The organism is Mesorhizobium sp. WSM4849, from assembly GCF_055811385.1.
Genome location: NZ_JBVVPW010000013.1, coordinates 151,770 through 165,870 on the forward strand (window position 1 = coordinate 151,770; position 14,101 = coordinate 165,870).

Sequence of the window (14,101 nt, forward strand, 5' to 3'; positions counted from 1 at the left end):
CTCTCGGCGTGAGGTTGCATCAGCCGATTCACCGATCGATGTATTGACATACCAATCGTTCTTTAGATACCAATTCGTATCTCAATCTGATATGCCTGTCAATGTGGATGGCGCCAAGGTCTCAGTACCGAACCACATCTCGCCAGACAGATGAGCAAGCCGGTGCCTGCACCGGACGTTTCAAGGGAGGATATCGTCATGACCGATTTGGAACCTGTCGGCCTCGCCGATCTTCGGCTCGCGGGCGGCGCGCAGGGGTTCAACTGGCTTCCTGTTTTCGTTGCCGACGAACAGGGCCTTTTCGAAAAGCACGGCATCCGGATCGTGTACAAGCGGATGGGCAGCGTCGAAAAGGCAACCGCGGCCGTTCTCGAGGGCGAAGCGGACCTGGCGATCACGCCGCCGGAAGGCGCCGTCGCTGACTTCGTCAGGGGAGGAGAGCTGCGTATCGTGGCAGCCAACGCCGTGCGCCTGCCGATGTCCATTGTGGCGCGCCCGGGCATCGGCTCGCTCGCCGAACTGAGGGGCAAACGGGTCGGCACCTCCTCGCTGACGGAGGGCACTGCGATCTACACGCAGATCATGCTGGCTGCAGAAGGGCTGCACTATCCCGGCGATTATGAGTTTTCCCTGGCCGGCATTCATACGAAGCGGTGGGAGGCGCTGCAGGCGGGCGAAATCGACTGCGCTCCGCAGCCCGCACCGTGGAACTTCCTTGCGCAGGACCAAGGCTACAACCTGCTCGGGGAAGTCTGCGCCGCGATCCCCGAGATCGTCTTCACCGCCGTCATCGGAAAGGCTTCCTGGCTCGGTGCGAACCGCGATTTGGTGATCAGCTTCCTCAAGGCGCTGATCGAGGCGCATGTGGTCACCAATGATGCGGCCAACCATGGCATCACCCTGCCGACCTTCCAGCGCATCACCACGCCCGAAAGTGAATCCCTGGCGCGACGGGGATTGGAATACATGCGTGGCATGGGCATGTGGCCGCAAGGCCTTGCCGTGCCAGACAGGGCGCTCAGGACGACGATCGACCTGATGGTAAGGGCGAACCTGCTCGACGAGTCGAAGCGCGGCGCGGCGGAAGGCGTCTTCGACAGGCGCTATCTGGAGGGCGCCGCCTGATCACCAGCGGCCGGCGAAATCTTCGATCGGCGGGTTCATCGTGAACGCCACACACATGAAGAAGCTGCCGGTCCCGCGGTCGCTGTGAGCACAGCCGTCTCGCTATAGTCACCTTCTCGACCGGCGCCAACCATCCGCGCGCGCCTCATCTTCTGAACAGAACATTCGCTCACCCTTGGCAGGGCTGATCACTGTCTCGTCATAGAATCGCTGGCCGGGGAGGTGGTAGATGCGAACCCCCTTGTTGCTGATGTTGCCCTTGATGTCGCATGAGCCGGAGAGCAGTCGAACTGGATTCGTGGTTTCAGGCTTAGGCGCCTGCTGTGCGGCACGCCATTCCCAAGGAGGCTGAAACTCGCCTTGCCAGATGCCTCGCTTCGCCAGCCGAGCTTCGTCCTGATAGCTCGCGTAGGCGCCGCCCGAATGGAGCGGCCAATCCATCGCGTGGCCGGCGGTGACCAGCCATGTTGCCACCGCCGCGCCGTCGGAACGATAGCAGTCACCGACGAAGCGGCCGTAGCGATCCCAATCTATGAATGTGCAGGTTACGGGCCGGGATTTCGCCAGCCAGGCATCAAGCGCTTTCGCAGAAGACTGGCCGCAGCGGTAGTTCTTGCCCTTTGAATTCCGGCAGAGCTGAGCACTCTCAGGCGCATCGATGCTATTGAAACGCACGCGCGTGCCGGCAATATCGATCGTGTCTCCGTCGATGATGGTCGCGCGGCCTGAGATTGTGTTGCTGTCAGAGGCCGGCTGTTCGCCTGAAACCAGTGGTGCTATCGGCGAAGAAGTTGCCGCTGGTTCAGTGCCAGGCTCCGCGAGATAATCGCCTAAAATCCAGCCCGAATAGTTCCCGTATGAAACGTGATGCCAAGAGCCTTCGCGCTTCGATGACAACACTGCAGATCCAACTGGGACGGTGAGTACAATCTGGGACTCAGCCGATGGGGATGTCCGTAGGCGAACATTTGCGGTGCTATAAAGTGTCTTTTGAACGGAAGGGGCGGGCCCGGCATAAGCGTCTGTACCCTGGGAGGCCCGAGCGTCCGGTTCTGCTGTCGCGGGCTTTAGATTCGGCTGCACGAATCCGGTGGTTAATAACCGTTCTCCGGTAATCTTGGTCTCATTATACGGCGTGCTGCACAAAACCAGTCCAGCGCCAATGGCGAGTAGCACAAGGGCGAGCGGGCCCTTCGAAGACGGCTTAGTTTGAGAAGCAACTAATTGCGATGGCGCGCTAGGCACGGGCTGTCGCTTCGACGAAACAACCTCTGAATAAGAAAGTCCGGTGCCCGGGATGCTCGCACTGAGGCGCTTCTTGCCTGTTGTGCTAACTGTATATCCAAGCCCTTTCGGTCCAACCCGCACGCTGGCACTTTTCGCGTTGAGATTTATCCGGACTCCCGGCGCAATCCTTACAGATTTTCGAAATCGGAATACCATCCCCCAAGCGCCCCCCGTGAACATGATGTGGCGAAAGCCACAGCGAGTCGAGTCGGTTGGACCCTCTGTGCCCTTTATCGCCGACGGTATAATGGAAACCTTCGATCACGTCCGATCCGAGGAGGTCTTCAAGCTGTTTGGGGAGATGGGATGTGCGGGTCAGGTGATCTACCTCACGCATCACCAACACCTGTGCGAGATCGCCAAGGCCATTATTCCGAGCGTGACGATCCATGAGCTTGGATAGTTGTGCACGCTTCCGTTGGTGCAAATGACCGCCTTGGGCTCAATCCAGGCGTCCAACGCCCATGTCATTGACGGCCGGCAACGGATCGGCTCGCGACCTTCCCTGCGTGCAGCGCAACATCAGGAGCTGGCGCGAGGCTGACCTCAAGGTGATGAGCTGGAAACCGAGTCCGTGGATGTTCTCTACTTGTGCTTCGAAAGTCGCATAAGATTGCAGTCTGGAACGCGTCCGGATCGGCCGGGAGCACCTGCGGCTTTAGTGTAGAGACGGTGCCTGGCAAATTCGCGGCATAATTTTTTGAAATGATGGCATCAGGTGAATAAATTTTCCTAATGCCGGTCTGAACAGTAGCTTCCCCGCATTCAATTTGAAGGGAGCACAGACGATGACTGTCGACATGCTGCACGTGGTAAAATGGCACAACGGAGAGAAGGACTATTCTCCCTTCTCGAAAGCTGAGATGAAGCGCCGTCAGAACGATGTACGCCGCTGGATGGCCGACAACAAGGTTGATGCTGCCCTGTTCACCTCCTATCATTGCATCAATTATTATTCCGGCTGGCTCTACTGCTACTTCGGCCGCAAGTACGGCATGGTCATCGACCAGGACAACGCCACGACCATTTCGGCCGGCATCGATGGCGGCCAGCCCTATCGCCGCAGCTTCGGCGACAACATTACCTATACGGACTGGCGCCGCGACAATTACTACCGCGCCGTGCGCCAGCTGACGGCGGGCGCCAAGCGCGTCGGCATCGAGTTCGACCAGGTCAATCTCGACTTCCGCCGTCAGCTCGAAGAAGCGCTACCGGGAGTCGAATTCGTCGATATTGCCCAGCCTTCGATGTGGATGCGCTCGATAAAGTCGATGGAGGAGCAGACTCTGATCCGTGAGGGTGCACGCGTCTGCGACGTCGGCGGTGCGGCCTGCGTGGCGGCGGTGAAGGCTGGCGTTCCGGAGCACGAAGTGGCGATCGCCACCACCAATGCGATGGTCCGCGAAATCGCGAAATCGCATCCCTTCGTCGAACTGATGGACACCTGGACCTGGTTCCAGTCGGGCATCAACACCGATGGCGCACATAATCCGGTCACGAACCGCGTCGTGCGGGCCGGCGACATCCTGTCGCTCAACACCTTTCCGATGATCTTCGGTTATTACACCGCACTCGAACGGACGCTGTTCTGCGACCACGCCGACGATGCCAGCCTGGACGTCTGGCAGAAGAATGTCGCCGTGCATCGCCGCGGCCTCGAGTTGATCAAGCCGGGCGTCCGCTGCAAAGACATCGCAACCGAGCTCAACGAAATGTACCGCGAGTGGGATCTCCTGAAATACCGCTCCTTCGGATATGGCCACTCCTTCGGTGTGCTCTGCCACTATTATGGCCGCGAGGCTGGCGTCGAGTTGCGTGAGGACATCGAAACAGTGCTGGAGCCCGGCATGGTGGTGTCGATGGAGCCGATGGTTATGCTGCCAGAAGGCACGCCAGGTGCGGGCGGCTACCGCGAGCATGACATCCTGATCGTCAAGGACCACGGCGCCGAAAACATCACCGGTTTCCCCTTCGGGCCGGAACACAACATCATCCGGAACTGACCAGGATGCACTACATCCCCCATGACTGGCATCGGGAGGGGTCGGGCACGCGTGCCCGGCCCGACCCCTATGCGACAGCACCGGCCTATGGCCTGGCCTGTGAGATGATTGCCTTTCTCAGGCGAACATTTTTGGCCACCGCCCTGCAAGGCAAGGCGGCTTCCTCCACGCAGCCAGAACGCAAGCCATCAAATGAAGATGCCTGCCATAGGCCGGCCGCCGTGCCGACAAGCCCGCCCTTGAAGGACTAACAAAGGCACCGACAAGCCAGGTAGCAGTCGCTGCGTCCTCGACCCAGTCGATCTTTCCAGATGCAGACTGGGGTGGCGCACGGTTCCAAAGCCATCGATTGCAGCAGTTGCCGCGGCCATTGGGTCTGCGTGCGATTGCCTGGCGCGGCCAGACAGACGTCGGTCGGCCGGAAACGGCTCTTCGTCCTGTAGGACGGCAAGAACTTCAGCGCGGGAACTCTGTGTTTAGTGCCCTTACGATGCCGGCGACGCAGACGTCCAGGAGGATCACTCCCTTCTCCGGCGACGCGTCCCTGGGCGAAGACAGTGTGCCGCTCTTTGGCGTCCACTCCGGCTTGGGCGGATAGACGTCATAGGGCGGGAAACTGGCAGGCGGATGGTCAACGGCGCGCTCGAGATGGACAAGGTCCGGGTACAGCGCCAACATCAACGAGGTCTCCAGCACACCGCCATGTTCCAGATCCCAACCGGTGAAGCCGTTCGGATAAAGCCGTGCGATCGTCGCCTTGTCGACGAAGTCCCAATAGGACAGCACCACGATCTTTATGTCGTCGATGCCGCCCCAGCGCAATTCGCGCAACGCAAGATCGATACCCTCGACGATGTACCATGAATTCTCGAAATGGCCATTCATCAGGCAAAGCCGCCGCACGCCATGGCGGGCGAATTCCTTGATGACGTCACGCAGTGCCGCGACCAGAGTCGCGCCGTCGAGGCTGGTGGTCCCTGGCAGATGGTTGCCGCCGCCCGATTTCTGATGCGACTTGTAGCCATAGGTAAAGGGCGGTGCGACGAGGGCGCCAGTCTGGACGGCAACACGACGTGAGAACTCGGTGGGCAGCAGCACATCGACATGCATCGGCATGTGGCATCCATGCTGCTCCATCGAACCGATCGGGATCAGGACCGGCACCGAACCGTCACGCACTTTGGCGTCGTAGTCTGGCCAGGTCAGTTCGGCAGCAAAGACCGTATCACTTTGCATTTTCATCCCCACTTTCGAGCGTTTGGGTTGATGATTTGGTCCCATTCATGCGATATGAGAAATTTATAATTGTGATCCTTCCATAAGGAATGGAAATCAGTGGGAAACATCGTCAACTTCCAGACCGACCTGTTGCGGACCTTCGTCTCGGTCATCGATTTGGGTGCCTATACCAAGGCGGGCGAGGCGCTCGGCCGTACCCAACCGGCAATTTCGTTGCAGATTCGCCGTCTTGAGGACCTGGTCGGTGCTCCGATCATCAAGCAAGCCGGCCGTACGCTGCTGTTGACCGGCGAGGGCGAGATGCTCTTGAGCTATGCTCGCGAGATGCTGCGTCTCAATGACGAGGCAGCGTCCTATTTCAACCGCTCGAAGATCGCCGGCGTGCTGCGCGTCGGCTTGCCCAACGACTATGCCGTTTCATTCCTGCAGGGCGTCATCACCGAGTATACGCGCCAGCACCAAGGCATTTCGCTGGAAATCCATTGTGGCTGGAGTGCCGAAATCCTCGATCGGCTTCGCGCCGACGAACTCGACCTGGCCGTGGCCATGGTCAACAATGAGCGTGCCCAATATCTGTCCCGCTCCTGGATCGAGCGTCCTATCTGGGCAGTAGCAGCCTCCAGCGAGCTCGACCTCGCCAAGGGCATTGCGCTTGCAGCCCACCCGGAAGGATGCGCATACCGCGCGCGCATGATCCAGGCACTCGACGCGGCGCAAATCCGCTGGCGCGTCGCTTACACGGGCTCCGGCATCGGCGGCTTGCAGAATGCGGTCGTCAACGGGCTCGGTGTCAGCGCGCTGACCCGGTACACCATGCTGCCCGGCATGCGAGCGCTCGACGACAGCGATGGCCTGCCGCCGCTCGCGGAAATCCGCGTCGGGCTGTTCTACAAGCACCCGCGCCTGTCTGACGCTGGCATCCGACTGGTCAACCACATCATCGCGCGGCTGGATGAAGCAGGCGTATCCGGCGACCCGGTGCGCCGCCCCATCGAACTCGATCGGCAATAAGGTTTGCAAATGCATTTATTATAAGAATTAATTTTTCAAATACATGGGAGCTTCCTACCTTAGCGGAAACCAAAGCGCGAAGGGGAACTCCATGACAATAAGCAAGACCTTATCCGGCGAGCGTACGCGCCGCGACCTTTTGAAGGGCGCAAGCGTTCTCGCTGGTGGCGCTCTCGCTCTGCCGTACCTAAGCCGGCTGGCCTTTGCCGAACCTGTAGAGCTCAACATGCTCGCCTGGTATGGCCACGCCGAACCCGACGTGGTGGCGGAGTTCGAGGCGGCCAACAACGTCAAGTTCAAGCCGAAATACTATACCGGTGGCGACAACATGCTGGGCCTGATCTCGCAGTCGCCTCCCGGCACGTTCGACGTCATTCTGTCGGACGCCGAATATGTGCAGCAGCTGAACGCGGCCGGCTATATCGAGAAGCTCGATCCGGCTGACTATCCCTTTGACGATTTCTTTCCCGAATTCCAGCATTTCCCCGGCCACTGGCAGGGCAACGACCTCTATTCGGTCATCACGCGCTTCGGCTTCCTGGGGGTCGCCTACAACACCGAGGCGATTACCGAAAAGGAAGCCTCGACCTACAACGTGTATTGGGCCGACAAGCTGAAAGGCAAGGTGGGTCATTTCGACTGGCACCTGCCCAATCTCGGCCAGATCAGCTTGTTGAACGGCAACGCCACGCCCTATGACATCGACAGCGATGCCTGGGGCGCGCTGCAGGAGAAAATGAAGACCCTGCGCCCGCAGATCGGCGGCTTTTTCGACTATGGCGGCACGTTCTCCTCACTGCAGAATGGCCAGATGTTGGCCATGGCCGGCATCGGCGACTGGATCACCGGCGCATTGGAGAAGGGTGGGGCGAAAGTCCGCACCGCCATTCCAGAGGAGGGCGGCCTGCAGTTCACCGAGTCCTTCTCCATCGGCAAGGGCTCCACCAAGGCCGATCTGGCCAAGAAGTGGATTCAGTACATCACCTCGGCAAAAGGCCAGGTAAAGTCGGCCAATATGGCCGCCTATCCATGTCTCATACCCAACAAGAAGGGCTGGGAATTGCTGGCCAAGGAAACACCGGCGGAAGCCAAGCGTCAGGGCATGCTGCTCAACGAGAGCAACGCCATGGATCTGATCCGCGCCGGACGCATCAAATACCGGCAGCTTCCGGTCCAGCAAAGCCTTGAGGACTGGAACGATTTCTGGTCCGATTACAAGGGCGCCTAGAATACTGACCCCCCGGTTCGGATAAGTTCGTCAAGCAGGAGGGGCGGGCCAATGCGCCCGCCCTTCACATTTGCGGTCTGTTGTGACCGCCCCATCAGATCGGCCATATTCAATCGGCAGAGCTCGCTCTCATGCGCAAATCGATCACCCTCTATGGCCTGACATTCTCACTGCCGATGCTGGCCTGGCAGGTGCTGTTCTTCCTTGCGCCGCTTGTCTTCCTGATCGCGCTCAGCTTCTGGACGGTCAAGAACTTCCGCATGGAACCGGATTTCAATCCGGACAACTGGACGAGGATGCTCGGCCGCGGCGTCTTCTGGGATGCTTATTTTCGCACGCTGTGGCTGTCTACATTCGCCGCAATCATCACCAGCGCACTGGCCTTCCCCTGCGCCTATGGGATTGCCTTCAAACTATCGGAAACGGCACGGCGCTGGGCAGTGTTTCTGATGGTCATCCCGTTCTTCACGTCCTATCTCGTGCGGGTCTATTCCTGGCAAATCTTCCTGTCCGACAACGGCATCTTCAACGCGCTCTTCACCCATGCCGGCCTCGGCCCGTTCGGCATGCTGAACACGACCTTCGGCACGATGATCGGTTACCTGACCTTGAGCTTTCCGCTGGTGGTGCTTTTGCAATTGTTCAGCCTCGTTTTCGTCGACAGAACGCTGATCGAGGCTGCTCACAATCTGCGTTGCGGGCGGCTGCGCACCGTGTTCGAGATCGTCGTGCCTGCGGCAAGGGTCGGACTGGTGATCGCAGCCCTGTTCTGCTTCATTCTGACTTTCGGCGATTTCGTCAGCCCGCTTTATCTCGGCGGTGGCGATCCGCCGACGCTCTCGATCCTGATTACTGATACGACGAAGTCGGGCCAGCAATGGCCGCGTGCTGCCGTCATCGCCCTGACCATGATCTCGACCCTGCTTGCGGTGGCGTTCGCGGCCGTGACCTACGCCTACAGGGAGCGCGGACGATGAACAACTTGAACCGCAGCCGGCTGGTCGACTGGGCCTTGAGGCTCTACATCGTCCTGTCATTCGCCTTCATCTTTGCACCAATCGCGGCAAGCTTCGTCTTTTCGCTCAATGTCGACCGCTTCCCGTCGCTGCCGCTTGGTGGCTTCTCGACCATTTGGTACGAGGCCGTCTATGCCGACCCGCTGGTATGGGAAGGTCTGCGCAACACCTTGATCGTCGGCTCGACCGTCTCCGTGCTGGCCACAGCGATCGGCTTTGGGGCAGCCTATACGGACTTCCGCTACAAATTCTTCGGCAAGCCCCTTTATGTGGCATTGGCGCTGCTGCCGCCAACCATTCCGGTTGTCATCCTGGGTCTCGCGATGCTGGCGTTCTTGTCGAACGTCCATCTGTCCGGTGAAATCCACGCCGTCATCATCGCCCATGTGGTCATGTGCGCCCCTTTCGCCATGGCGATCTGCCGGCTGCGCCTGTCGCAGATGGACCCCTCGCTGGAAGCGGCGGCGTGGAACCTCGGCGCTTCCGAATGGATGGCCATGCGGCATGTCATCGTCCCCTTCTGCCGGCCTGCGATTTTCGCGGCTTTGTTCATCACCATGGCGGTGTCGTTCGACGAATTTGCCGTCGCCTGGTTCGTATCGGGCCTCCACGAAACGCTGCCGGTCAAGGTGCTCGGCTTCCTGCAAGGCCAGGTCAGCCCGCGGATCAACGTCATCGGCACGTTCGTCTTCCTCGCTTCGATGACCCTGGTAGTTCTCGCCCAGCTCCTCCTCATGAAACGCAATCCCGCCCAGACCGGCGGCAAAGCGGAGTCAAAGACATGACCGAAGAAGCACTTGTTGTCTTTGACGGCGTGGTCAAAAGGTTTGGCAACTTCGTCGCCGTCGAACCTATGGACCTCGACATCCGCAAGGGCGAATTCCTGGCCATCATGGGCTCGAGCGGATGCGGCAAGACGACGACGCTCAGGATGCTCGCCGGTCTTGAGGCACCGACCGAGGGCGAAATCCGCTTGGCCGGCAAGCGCATCAACGACCTGCCGACCTGGCGGCGCGACACGCCAATGGTGTGGCAAAGCCTCGCGCTATTTCCTTTCCTGACCGTGCGCGAGAATGTCGAGTTTAGCCTGCGAATGCGCGGTATCGACAAGATCGAGCGTGGCCGGCGTGTCGACAAGTGGTTGGAGCGCATGCAGATCACTGAATTTGCCCAGCGCAACGTCGCGCATCTTTCCGGCGGGCAGCGCCAGCGCGTGGCGCTTGCCCGTTCGCTGGTGACAGAGCCGGAGATCCTGCTGCTCGACGAGCCACTGTCGGCGCTCGACGCGCATCTCAAGGTGCGCATGCAGACAGTGCTGTCGAACCTGCAGAAGGAGCTCGGCATTACCTTTGTCTATGTCACACACAGCCAATCCGAGGCCTTCTCGATGGCCGACCGCGTCGTCATTATGAGCCGTGGCCGTATCGAGCAGATCGGCAATCCGCAGGAAATCTACCGCGCCCCACGCACGCGCTTCGTCGCCGAATTCCTCGGCTCTTCGAATGTCTTCGCCGGCAAGGTGTCTGAGATCACCAGCAATGCCGTCAGGATCGCCACGTCGGCCGGACAGTTTGACGTCGCACCGAACCCCACCAAGGCGTTGGCGAAGGGCGACAGGGCGACCTTCGTTGTGTCGGGCGATCGCGTGCAACTGAGCAATAGCCAGCCGAGCACCACCAACGCGATGCGCGCCTCAGTGGTCGGCGAGGAATTTGTTGGCGCCACCGCCGTCATCCATCTGGAGGGCGACGACGGCCTGGAACTCAAGGCGCAGAAGAGCCACGACGAGTTGGAGCAACTGAACCTGACGCCCGGTGCCACGATCTGGGTCTCCTGGCGCGCTGAAGCGAGCCACATCCTGCCCGGAGAATAGGAGGCTGGCATTGCGGTTCGGATTCCTGCTCGCCCGAAATTTTACACTTTCGCCAATGTCGCTTTTTGTCGACACGCTGCGGCTTGCTGGTGACGATGGCGACCGTAGCCGGCGAGGACGTTTCGACTGGCAAATCCTCGGTGAGAAAGGCCTTCCGATCCGCTCGAGTTGCGGTGTGGAATTACTGCCGACCAAGCAAATCACCAATCCACAGGAATACGACAATATCGTTGTCGTCGGAGGGCTCCTCAATGGGACTCTGTGCCTCAGTGCAGAAAAGGAGACCTTCCTGCGACGAGCGGCTCAGTCCAACATCCCGCTCACAGCTTTATGCACCGGCAGTTTCATACTGGCGCACTATGGTCTGCTCGACCAATATCGAGCCTGCGTGAGCTGGTTTCACATCAAAGAATTTCGGAATTCTTTCCCGCACGTTCGAGCGCATGCGGACACGTTGTTTTCAATCGACGGAAACCGGGCCACCTGCGCTGGCGGCGCCGGAGCAGCCGATCTTGCCAGCCACTTTGTGTCGAAGCACGTGGACAATAGAGCTGCCGAGAAGGCTGCAAAAATATTGGTTCTCGACAGAATCAGAACAGGCCGGGACGTGCAGCCAAACGGCGAGCTGTTCCCCAAGGCCAGAAGCCGCCACATAAGGCGCGCCTTGCTTCTGATGGAGAGCAATCTGCAGGAGAAAATCACCGTAGAAGGCTTGGCGGCCAAGCTTGGGATCTCGCGCCGCCAACTGGAGCGGCTGTTCGCGACTGAGGTGCAAACCAGCCCTATGGTGGCATATCTCGCGATACGTCTGCAGTATGCAAGAATGCTTTTGGAGACGAGCGATCTCCAAATCGGCGACATAGCTTACAGGTGCGGGTTTCCAAATGCCGGTCATTTCAGCCGGGTATATCGTCAGTACAAGGGGGTTGCGCCGTCAGAGCTTCGACGAGCCTAGGCCGTGTGCTGAGAAACGATGTCCGGCCTACAAGCGTCAGTTCGGTGGCCGGTAGCGTCCGCTTTAAGACAGTGGCACAGCTAACTTTGACGACCGAGTTCGGGCGCAGAGCTGCCATTCGCAACGCGGACAATGAATGTCACCGTTGGGTCACGGATTGGCGCTACCCGAAAGAACCAGTGCGGCGTGTGCCTTTTCTCAGGCGGAGTTTTCAAAACAGGTCCGTGACGCCTCCTGCGGTTAACCTCGCCTCAAGTGAACAAAATGAGAACAAATTCGTCAAGCCAGCCTTGACTGACGAGGAATATGTTCCTTATCTCAGATGCATCTGAGCAGGATGGGTTATGGGCAAGCGCCAAAACACGCCGGCCGGCGAAGCTATTTGTGAATTGGAACTAGTTGCCCAGCAGGCCATAGCTGCGGCAGGCGGAGATGCTGTGATTGCCCTGCTGAACGTGCTCATCCGGAATGCCGAACTCGAGCGCGAGCTTGCGTTGTCGCGGGCAGCTGTCTCGAGTGGCTTTTCTCGCGGCTGGCATAAGGCGCGGCCCAGCCATGGCAACAACAGCAGAGGACAATTTCCGGATCGAGGTTTGGGACCGCGAGGAGAAGGCGCTTGTCGAGACCATCTGTCGATCACCGGACTCATTTGTCAGCCAAACGGCGTGGCAAACCGCTATCCGACGTCGACCCGGTATGCTCCTGATCCACTACAACAGCCGGCATGTGATGGAAAAGATCATCACGCCGGGCGAGCCTACAGTGCCGCCGCAGACGATCGTTGAGGGCAGCGTACATGCCGTGGCTGGACGTATCGCTGGGCGATCTTCGCGAATGGCACACATTACGCGCCTGGTGCAGAAACTGCTCACACCATGCGGAGGTAAAGGCGCCGGCCCTCATCGGGCGATACGGCAAGGACGCGCTGTTCAGCACCGTGGAAAGGGCGCTGATTTGCACGAGCTGCGACCGAGGCGGCCCGGTGCGGCTGGAGATTCACAAGCTGCCGAGGAACTGAAAGGGATATGAGAGATGCAGAACCTGATCGTTTTTCTACAAACCAACTCGGCCCTGGTGCTAGCCAACCCAGTCGCCTTTGCTTCGTTCGCGGTCCTCTTTGGAGGTGGAGGCTTCCTAGTCGGGCGCTACTTTTTGACGGAGCGCATCGCAAATCTGGAAAGCCGCATTGCCAGGCGGGATGACGAGATTACGGCTCTCAAAGAGGGACGGTCATCCGCAGAGGAATCCAATCTGCCGATGGTGCCCATCATAGCCACCAAAGCCATGTGGGGAGAGGAAGAGATTGCGTCGCTCACTGGGAGTCTATTCACCCACACTGAAGACAAGATACGTCTAAGTCAGTCGTGATAGGCAATTTGTTGCAAGTGGCCCGGCACTCCCTGCGATCCTGCGAGGGTATGCGACAGGTGGATGCGCGTCTGGACGGAGGCTGCATTAGGGCAGCGTCGTCAGATCTGGTTAGGCGAACGATGCTGCCGACAAGCGCCAGTCGGCGACAAGCTCGACCCGAAAGCCGACCCGCTCGCCCGATGAGCGCAACGCGTTCTGGCGCATCGGCTTATGCCTTCGGCCCTAGAGATCAGCGACTCGCGGCGCGGCATGAATGGCTGCATACGGTCGGCAGTGAAAAGGGACGCCGTGCACTCCTCGCCTGGGTCCAGTCTAGAGGGCCGGGTTACTTCATGCGAACCTGTGCCACGCTGTCCCTGTAGTCCGCTTTCGGGTCGCCCATCCCGAGGAAAAGTTTCACCCCGGCGACGATGCTGGATGCATCGTTCCAGATTTCGGCGACCGCAGGATCGAACCTGAGTAAGCACAGCTTCGGATCTTCCTTGCCCCCTTCGAACCAAGCGGCGACAAAGCGGTTCCACAAGCGGTCGATGACTGCCCGATCATTGTTGATCCTCAGTGTGCCTTCGACAGTGGCGAATAGGTCGTGTCCCTTGGCGACATAGACTAGTGTCGCATCCTTTTCAGCTGCAATGGCTTCGGCCAGGTCGGTGTCCTTCGCCGTGAAGAAATAAATGACGTTGCGGTCCCCATCGAACTGCGCTGTCATGGGACGAGGGCGGATGCCGGGGCCGCCGATCATTGCCGTCATGTCCGAACGGATCGAGTCCAAAACTAGCTTTGAATTCCGGATCCTTGTCGGGCATGGCTTCTCTCCTGTGAGAATGCCAAACGCCGCGCGTCTGCCGTGGTTCCAAGCGTCTGCAGGCAACAGGCAGATCTGGCCCGACGCAGACGTACATGCGGCACGGGACTTCTGGTGCAGGGAAGCGGCCTGACCGGTTCCGCTACGCGTTTTATTCCACCCTCTCCGCTAGACTTTCTCCGCACAGT

At 59.4% G+C, this 14,101-nt stretch carries 14 protein-coding genes and 1 pseudogene; 12 read left to right on the top strand and 3 right to left on the bottom strand.

Features of this window, described 5'->3' with window-relative positions; all coding sequences use genetic code 11:
- Nucleotides 1–198 precede the first annotated feature (198 nt).
- Nucleotides 199–1,125 (top strand): ABC transporter substrate-binding protein, encoded by a 927-nt coding sequence (locus AC0L3L_RS17000; RefSeq protein ID WP_473638438.1) that lies wholly within the window; start codon nt 199–201, stop codon nt 1,123–1,125.
- Nucleotides 1,126–1,233: 108 nt separating this feature from the next.
- On the opposite strand, the gene AC0L3L_RS17005 is transcribed toward AC0L3L_RS17000, so the two are convergent.
- Nucleotides 1,234–2,592 (bottom strand): DUF4236 domain-containing protein, encoded by a 1,359-nt coding sequence (locus AC0L3L_RS17005; RefSeq protein WP_473638439.1) that lies wholly within the window; start codon nt 2,590–2,592, stop codon nt 1,234–1,236.
- Nucleotides 2,593–2,635: 43 nt separating this feature from the next.
- Here AC0L3L_RS17005 and AC0L3L_RS17010 point away from each other — a divergent pair.
- Nucleotides 2,636–2,815 (top strand): annotated as a pseudogene (locus AC0L3L_RS17010) (hypothetical protein); the annotation flags it as partial.
- A gap of 385 nt (nt 2,816–3,200) precedes the next feature.
- Nucleotides 3,201–4,415, top strand: coding sequence for a M24 family metallopeptidase (locus AC0L3L_RS17015; RefSeq protein ID WP_473638440.1), 1,215 nt, complete (start codon nt 3,201–3,203; stop codon nt 4,413–4,415).
- Nucleotides 4,416–4,871: 456 nt separating this feature from the next.
- On the opposite strand, the gene AC0L3L_RS17020 is transcribed toward AC0L3L_RS17015, so the two are convergent.
- Nucleotides 4,872–5,651 carry a creatininase gene (locus AC0L3L_RS17020; RefSeq protein WP_473638441.1) on the bottom strand — a complete coding sequence of 260 codons (780 nt, stop codon included), beginning with the start codon at nt 5,649–5,651 and terminating at the stop codon, nt 4,872–4,874.
- Nucleotides 5,652–5,750: 99 nt separating this feature from the next.
- Between AC0L3L_RS17020 and AC0L3L_RS17025 the strand changes: the two genes are divergently transcribed.
- The 9 genes from AC0L3L_RS17025 to AC0L3L_RS17065 all read left to right on the top strand — a co-directional run bounded on the left by AC0L3L_RS17025 (nt 5,751) and on the right by AC0L3L_RS17065 (nt 13,105).
- Nucleotides 5,751–6,665, top strand: a complete 915-nt coding sequence (locus AC0L3L_RS17025; RefSeq protein ID WP_473638442.1) for a LysR substrate-binding domain-containing protein — start codon at nt 5,751–5,753, stop codon at nt 6,663–6,665.
- A gap of 91 nt (nt 6,666–6,756) precedes the next feature.
- The gene (locus tag AC0L3L_RS17030; RefSeq protein WP_473638443.1) at nt 6,757–7,893 is read left to right on the top strand and encodes an extracellular solute-binding protein; all 1,137 of its coding nucleotides are present in this window, start codon (nt 6,757–6,759) and stop codon (nt 7,891–7,893) included.
- 131 nt (nt 7,894–8,024) lie between these two features.
- On the top strand, nt 8,025–8,870 hold the full coding sequence (locus AC0L3L_RS17035) for an ABC transporter permease (protein WP_473638444.1): 846 nt from the start codon (nt 8,025–8,027) through the stop codon (nt 8,868–8,870).
- Complete coding sequence (locus AC0L3L_RS17040) at nt 8,867–9,694, top strand: ABC transporter permease (RefSeq protein WP_473638445.1); 828 nt, start codon at nt 8,867–8,869, stop codon at nt 9,692–9,694. Before AC0L3L_RS17035 ends, AC0L3L_RS17040 begins: the two co-directional genes overlap by 4 nt.
- Entirely contained in the window at nt 9,691–10,782 is a 1,092-nt protein-coding gene (locus AC0L3L_RS17045) for an ABC transporter ATP-binding protein (RefSeq protein ID WP_473638446.1), read from the top strand. Before AC0L3L_RS17040 ends, AC0L3L_RS17045 begins: the two co-directional genes overlap by 4 nt.
- 10 nt (nt 10,783–10,792) lie before the next feature.
- The gene (locus AC0L3L_RS17050) at nt 10,793–11,737 is read left to right on the top strand and encodes a GlxA family transcriptional regulator (RefSeq protein ID WP_473638447.1); all 945 of its coding nucleotides are present in this window, start codon (nt 10,793–10,795) and stop codon (nt 11,735–11,737) included.
- A gap of 344 nt (nt 11,738–12,081) precedes the next feature.
- Entirely contained in the window at nt 12,082–12,522 is a 441-nt protein-coding gene (locus AC0L3L_RS17055) for a hypothetical protein (protein WP_473638448.1), read from the top strand.
- An 11-nt stretch (nt 12,523–12,533) separates the two neighbouring features.
- Entirely contained in the window at nt 12,534–12,755 is a 222-nt protein-coding gene (locus tag AC0L3L_RS17060; RefSeq protein WP_473638449.1) for a hypothetical protein, read from the top strand.
- Nucleotides 12,756–12,769: 14 nt separating this feature from the next.
- On the top strand, nt 12,770–13,105 hold the full coding sequence (locus tag AC0L3L_RS17065; protein ID WP_473638450.1) for a hypothetical protein: 336 nt from the start codon (nt 12,770–12,772) through the stop codon (nt 13,103–13,105).
- A 328-nt stretch (nt 13,106–13,433) separates the two neighbouring features.
- On the opposite strand, the gene AC0L3L_RS17070 is transcribed toward AC0L3L_RS17065, so the two are convergent.
- The gene (locus AC0L3L_RS17070) at nt 13,434–13,859 is read right to left on the bottom strand and encodes a pyridoxamine 5'-phosphate oxidase family protein (protein WP_473638452.1); all 426 of its coding nucleotides are present in this window, start codon (nt 13,857–13,859) and stop codon (nt 13,434–13,436) included.
- Between the last annotated feature and the right edge of the window lie 242 nt (nt 13,860–14,101).

What these genes read in the sequence shown, in the direction of transcription:
- AC0L3L_RS17000 (WP_473638438.1), top strand. Translation starts at nt 199, where the DNA reads ATGACCGATTTGGAACCTGTCGGCCTCGCCGATCTTCGGCTCGCGGGC.
- AC0L3L_RS17005 (WP_473638439.1), bottom strand. Translation starts at nt 2,592, where the DNA reads ATGTTCACGGGGGGCGCTTGGGGGATGGTATTCCGATTTCGAAAATCT.
- AC0L3L_RS17015 (WP_473638440.1), top strand. Translation starts at nt 3,201, where the DNA reads ATGACTGTCGACATGCTGCACGTGGTAAAATGGCACAACGGAGAGAAG.
- AC0L3L_RS17020 (WP_473638441.1), bottom strand. Translation starts at nt 5,651, where the DNA reads ATGCAAAGTGATACGGTCTTTGCTGCCGAACTGACCTGGCCAGACTAC.
- AC0L3L_RS17030 (WP_473638443.1), top strand. Translation starts at nt 6,757, where the DNA reads ATGACAATAAGCAAGACCTTATCCGGCGAGCGTACGCGCCGCGACCTT.
- AC0L3L_RS17035 (WP_473638444.1), top strand. Translation starts at nt 8,025, where the DNA reads ATGCGCAAATCGATCACCCTCTATGGCCTGACATTCTCACTGCCGATG.
- AC0L3L_RS17040 (WP_473638445.1), top strand. Translation starts at nt 8,867, where the DNA reads ATGAACAACTTGAACCGCAGCCGGCTGGTCGACTGGGCCTTGAGGCTC.
- AC0L3L_RS17045 (WP_473638446.1), top strand. Translation starts at nt 9,691, where the DNA reads ATGACCGAAGAAGCACTTGTTGTCTTTGACGGCGTGGTCAAAAGGTTT.
- AC0L3L_RS17055 (WP_473638448.1), top strand. Translation starts at nt 12,082, where the DNA reads ATGGGCAAGCGCCAAAACACGCCGGCCGGCGAAGCTATTTGTGAATTG.
- AC0L3L_RS17060 (WP_473638449.1), top strand. Translation starts at nt 12,534, where the DNA reads ATGCCGTGGCTGGACGTATCGCTGGGCGATCTTCGCGAATGGCACACA.
- AC0L3L_RS17065 (WP_473638450.1), top strand. Translation starts at nt 12,770, where the DNA reads ATGCAGAACCTGATCGTTTTTCTACAAACCAACTCGGCCCTGGTGCTA.
- AC0L3L_RS17070 (WP_473638452.1), bottom strand. Translation starts at nt 13,859, where the DNA reads ATGACGGCAATGATCGGCGGCCCCGGCATCCGCCCTCGTCCCATGACA.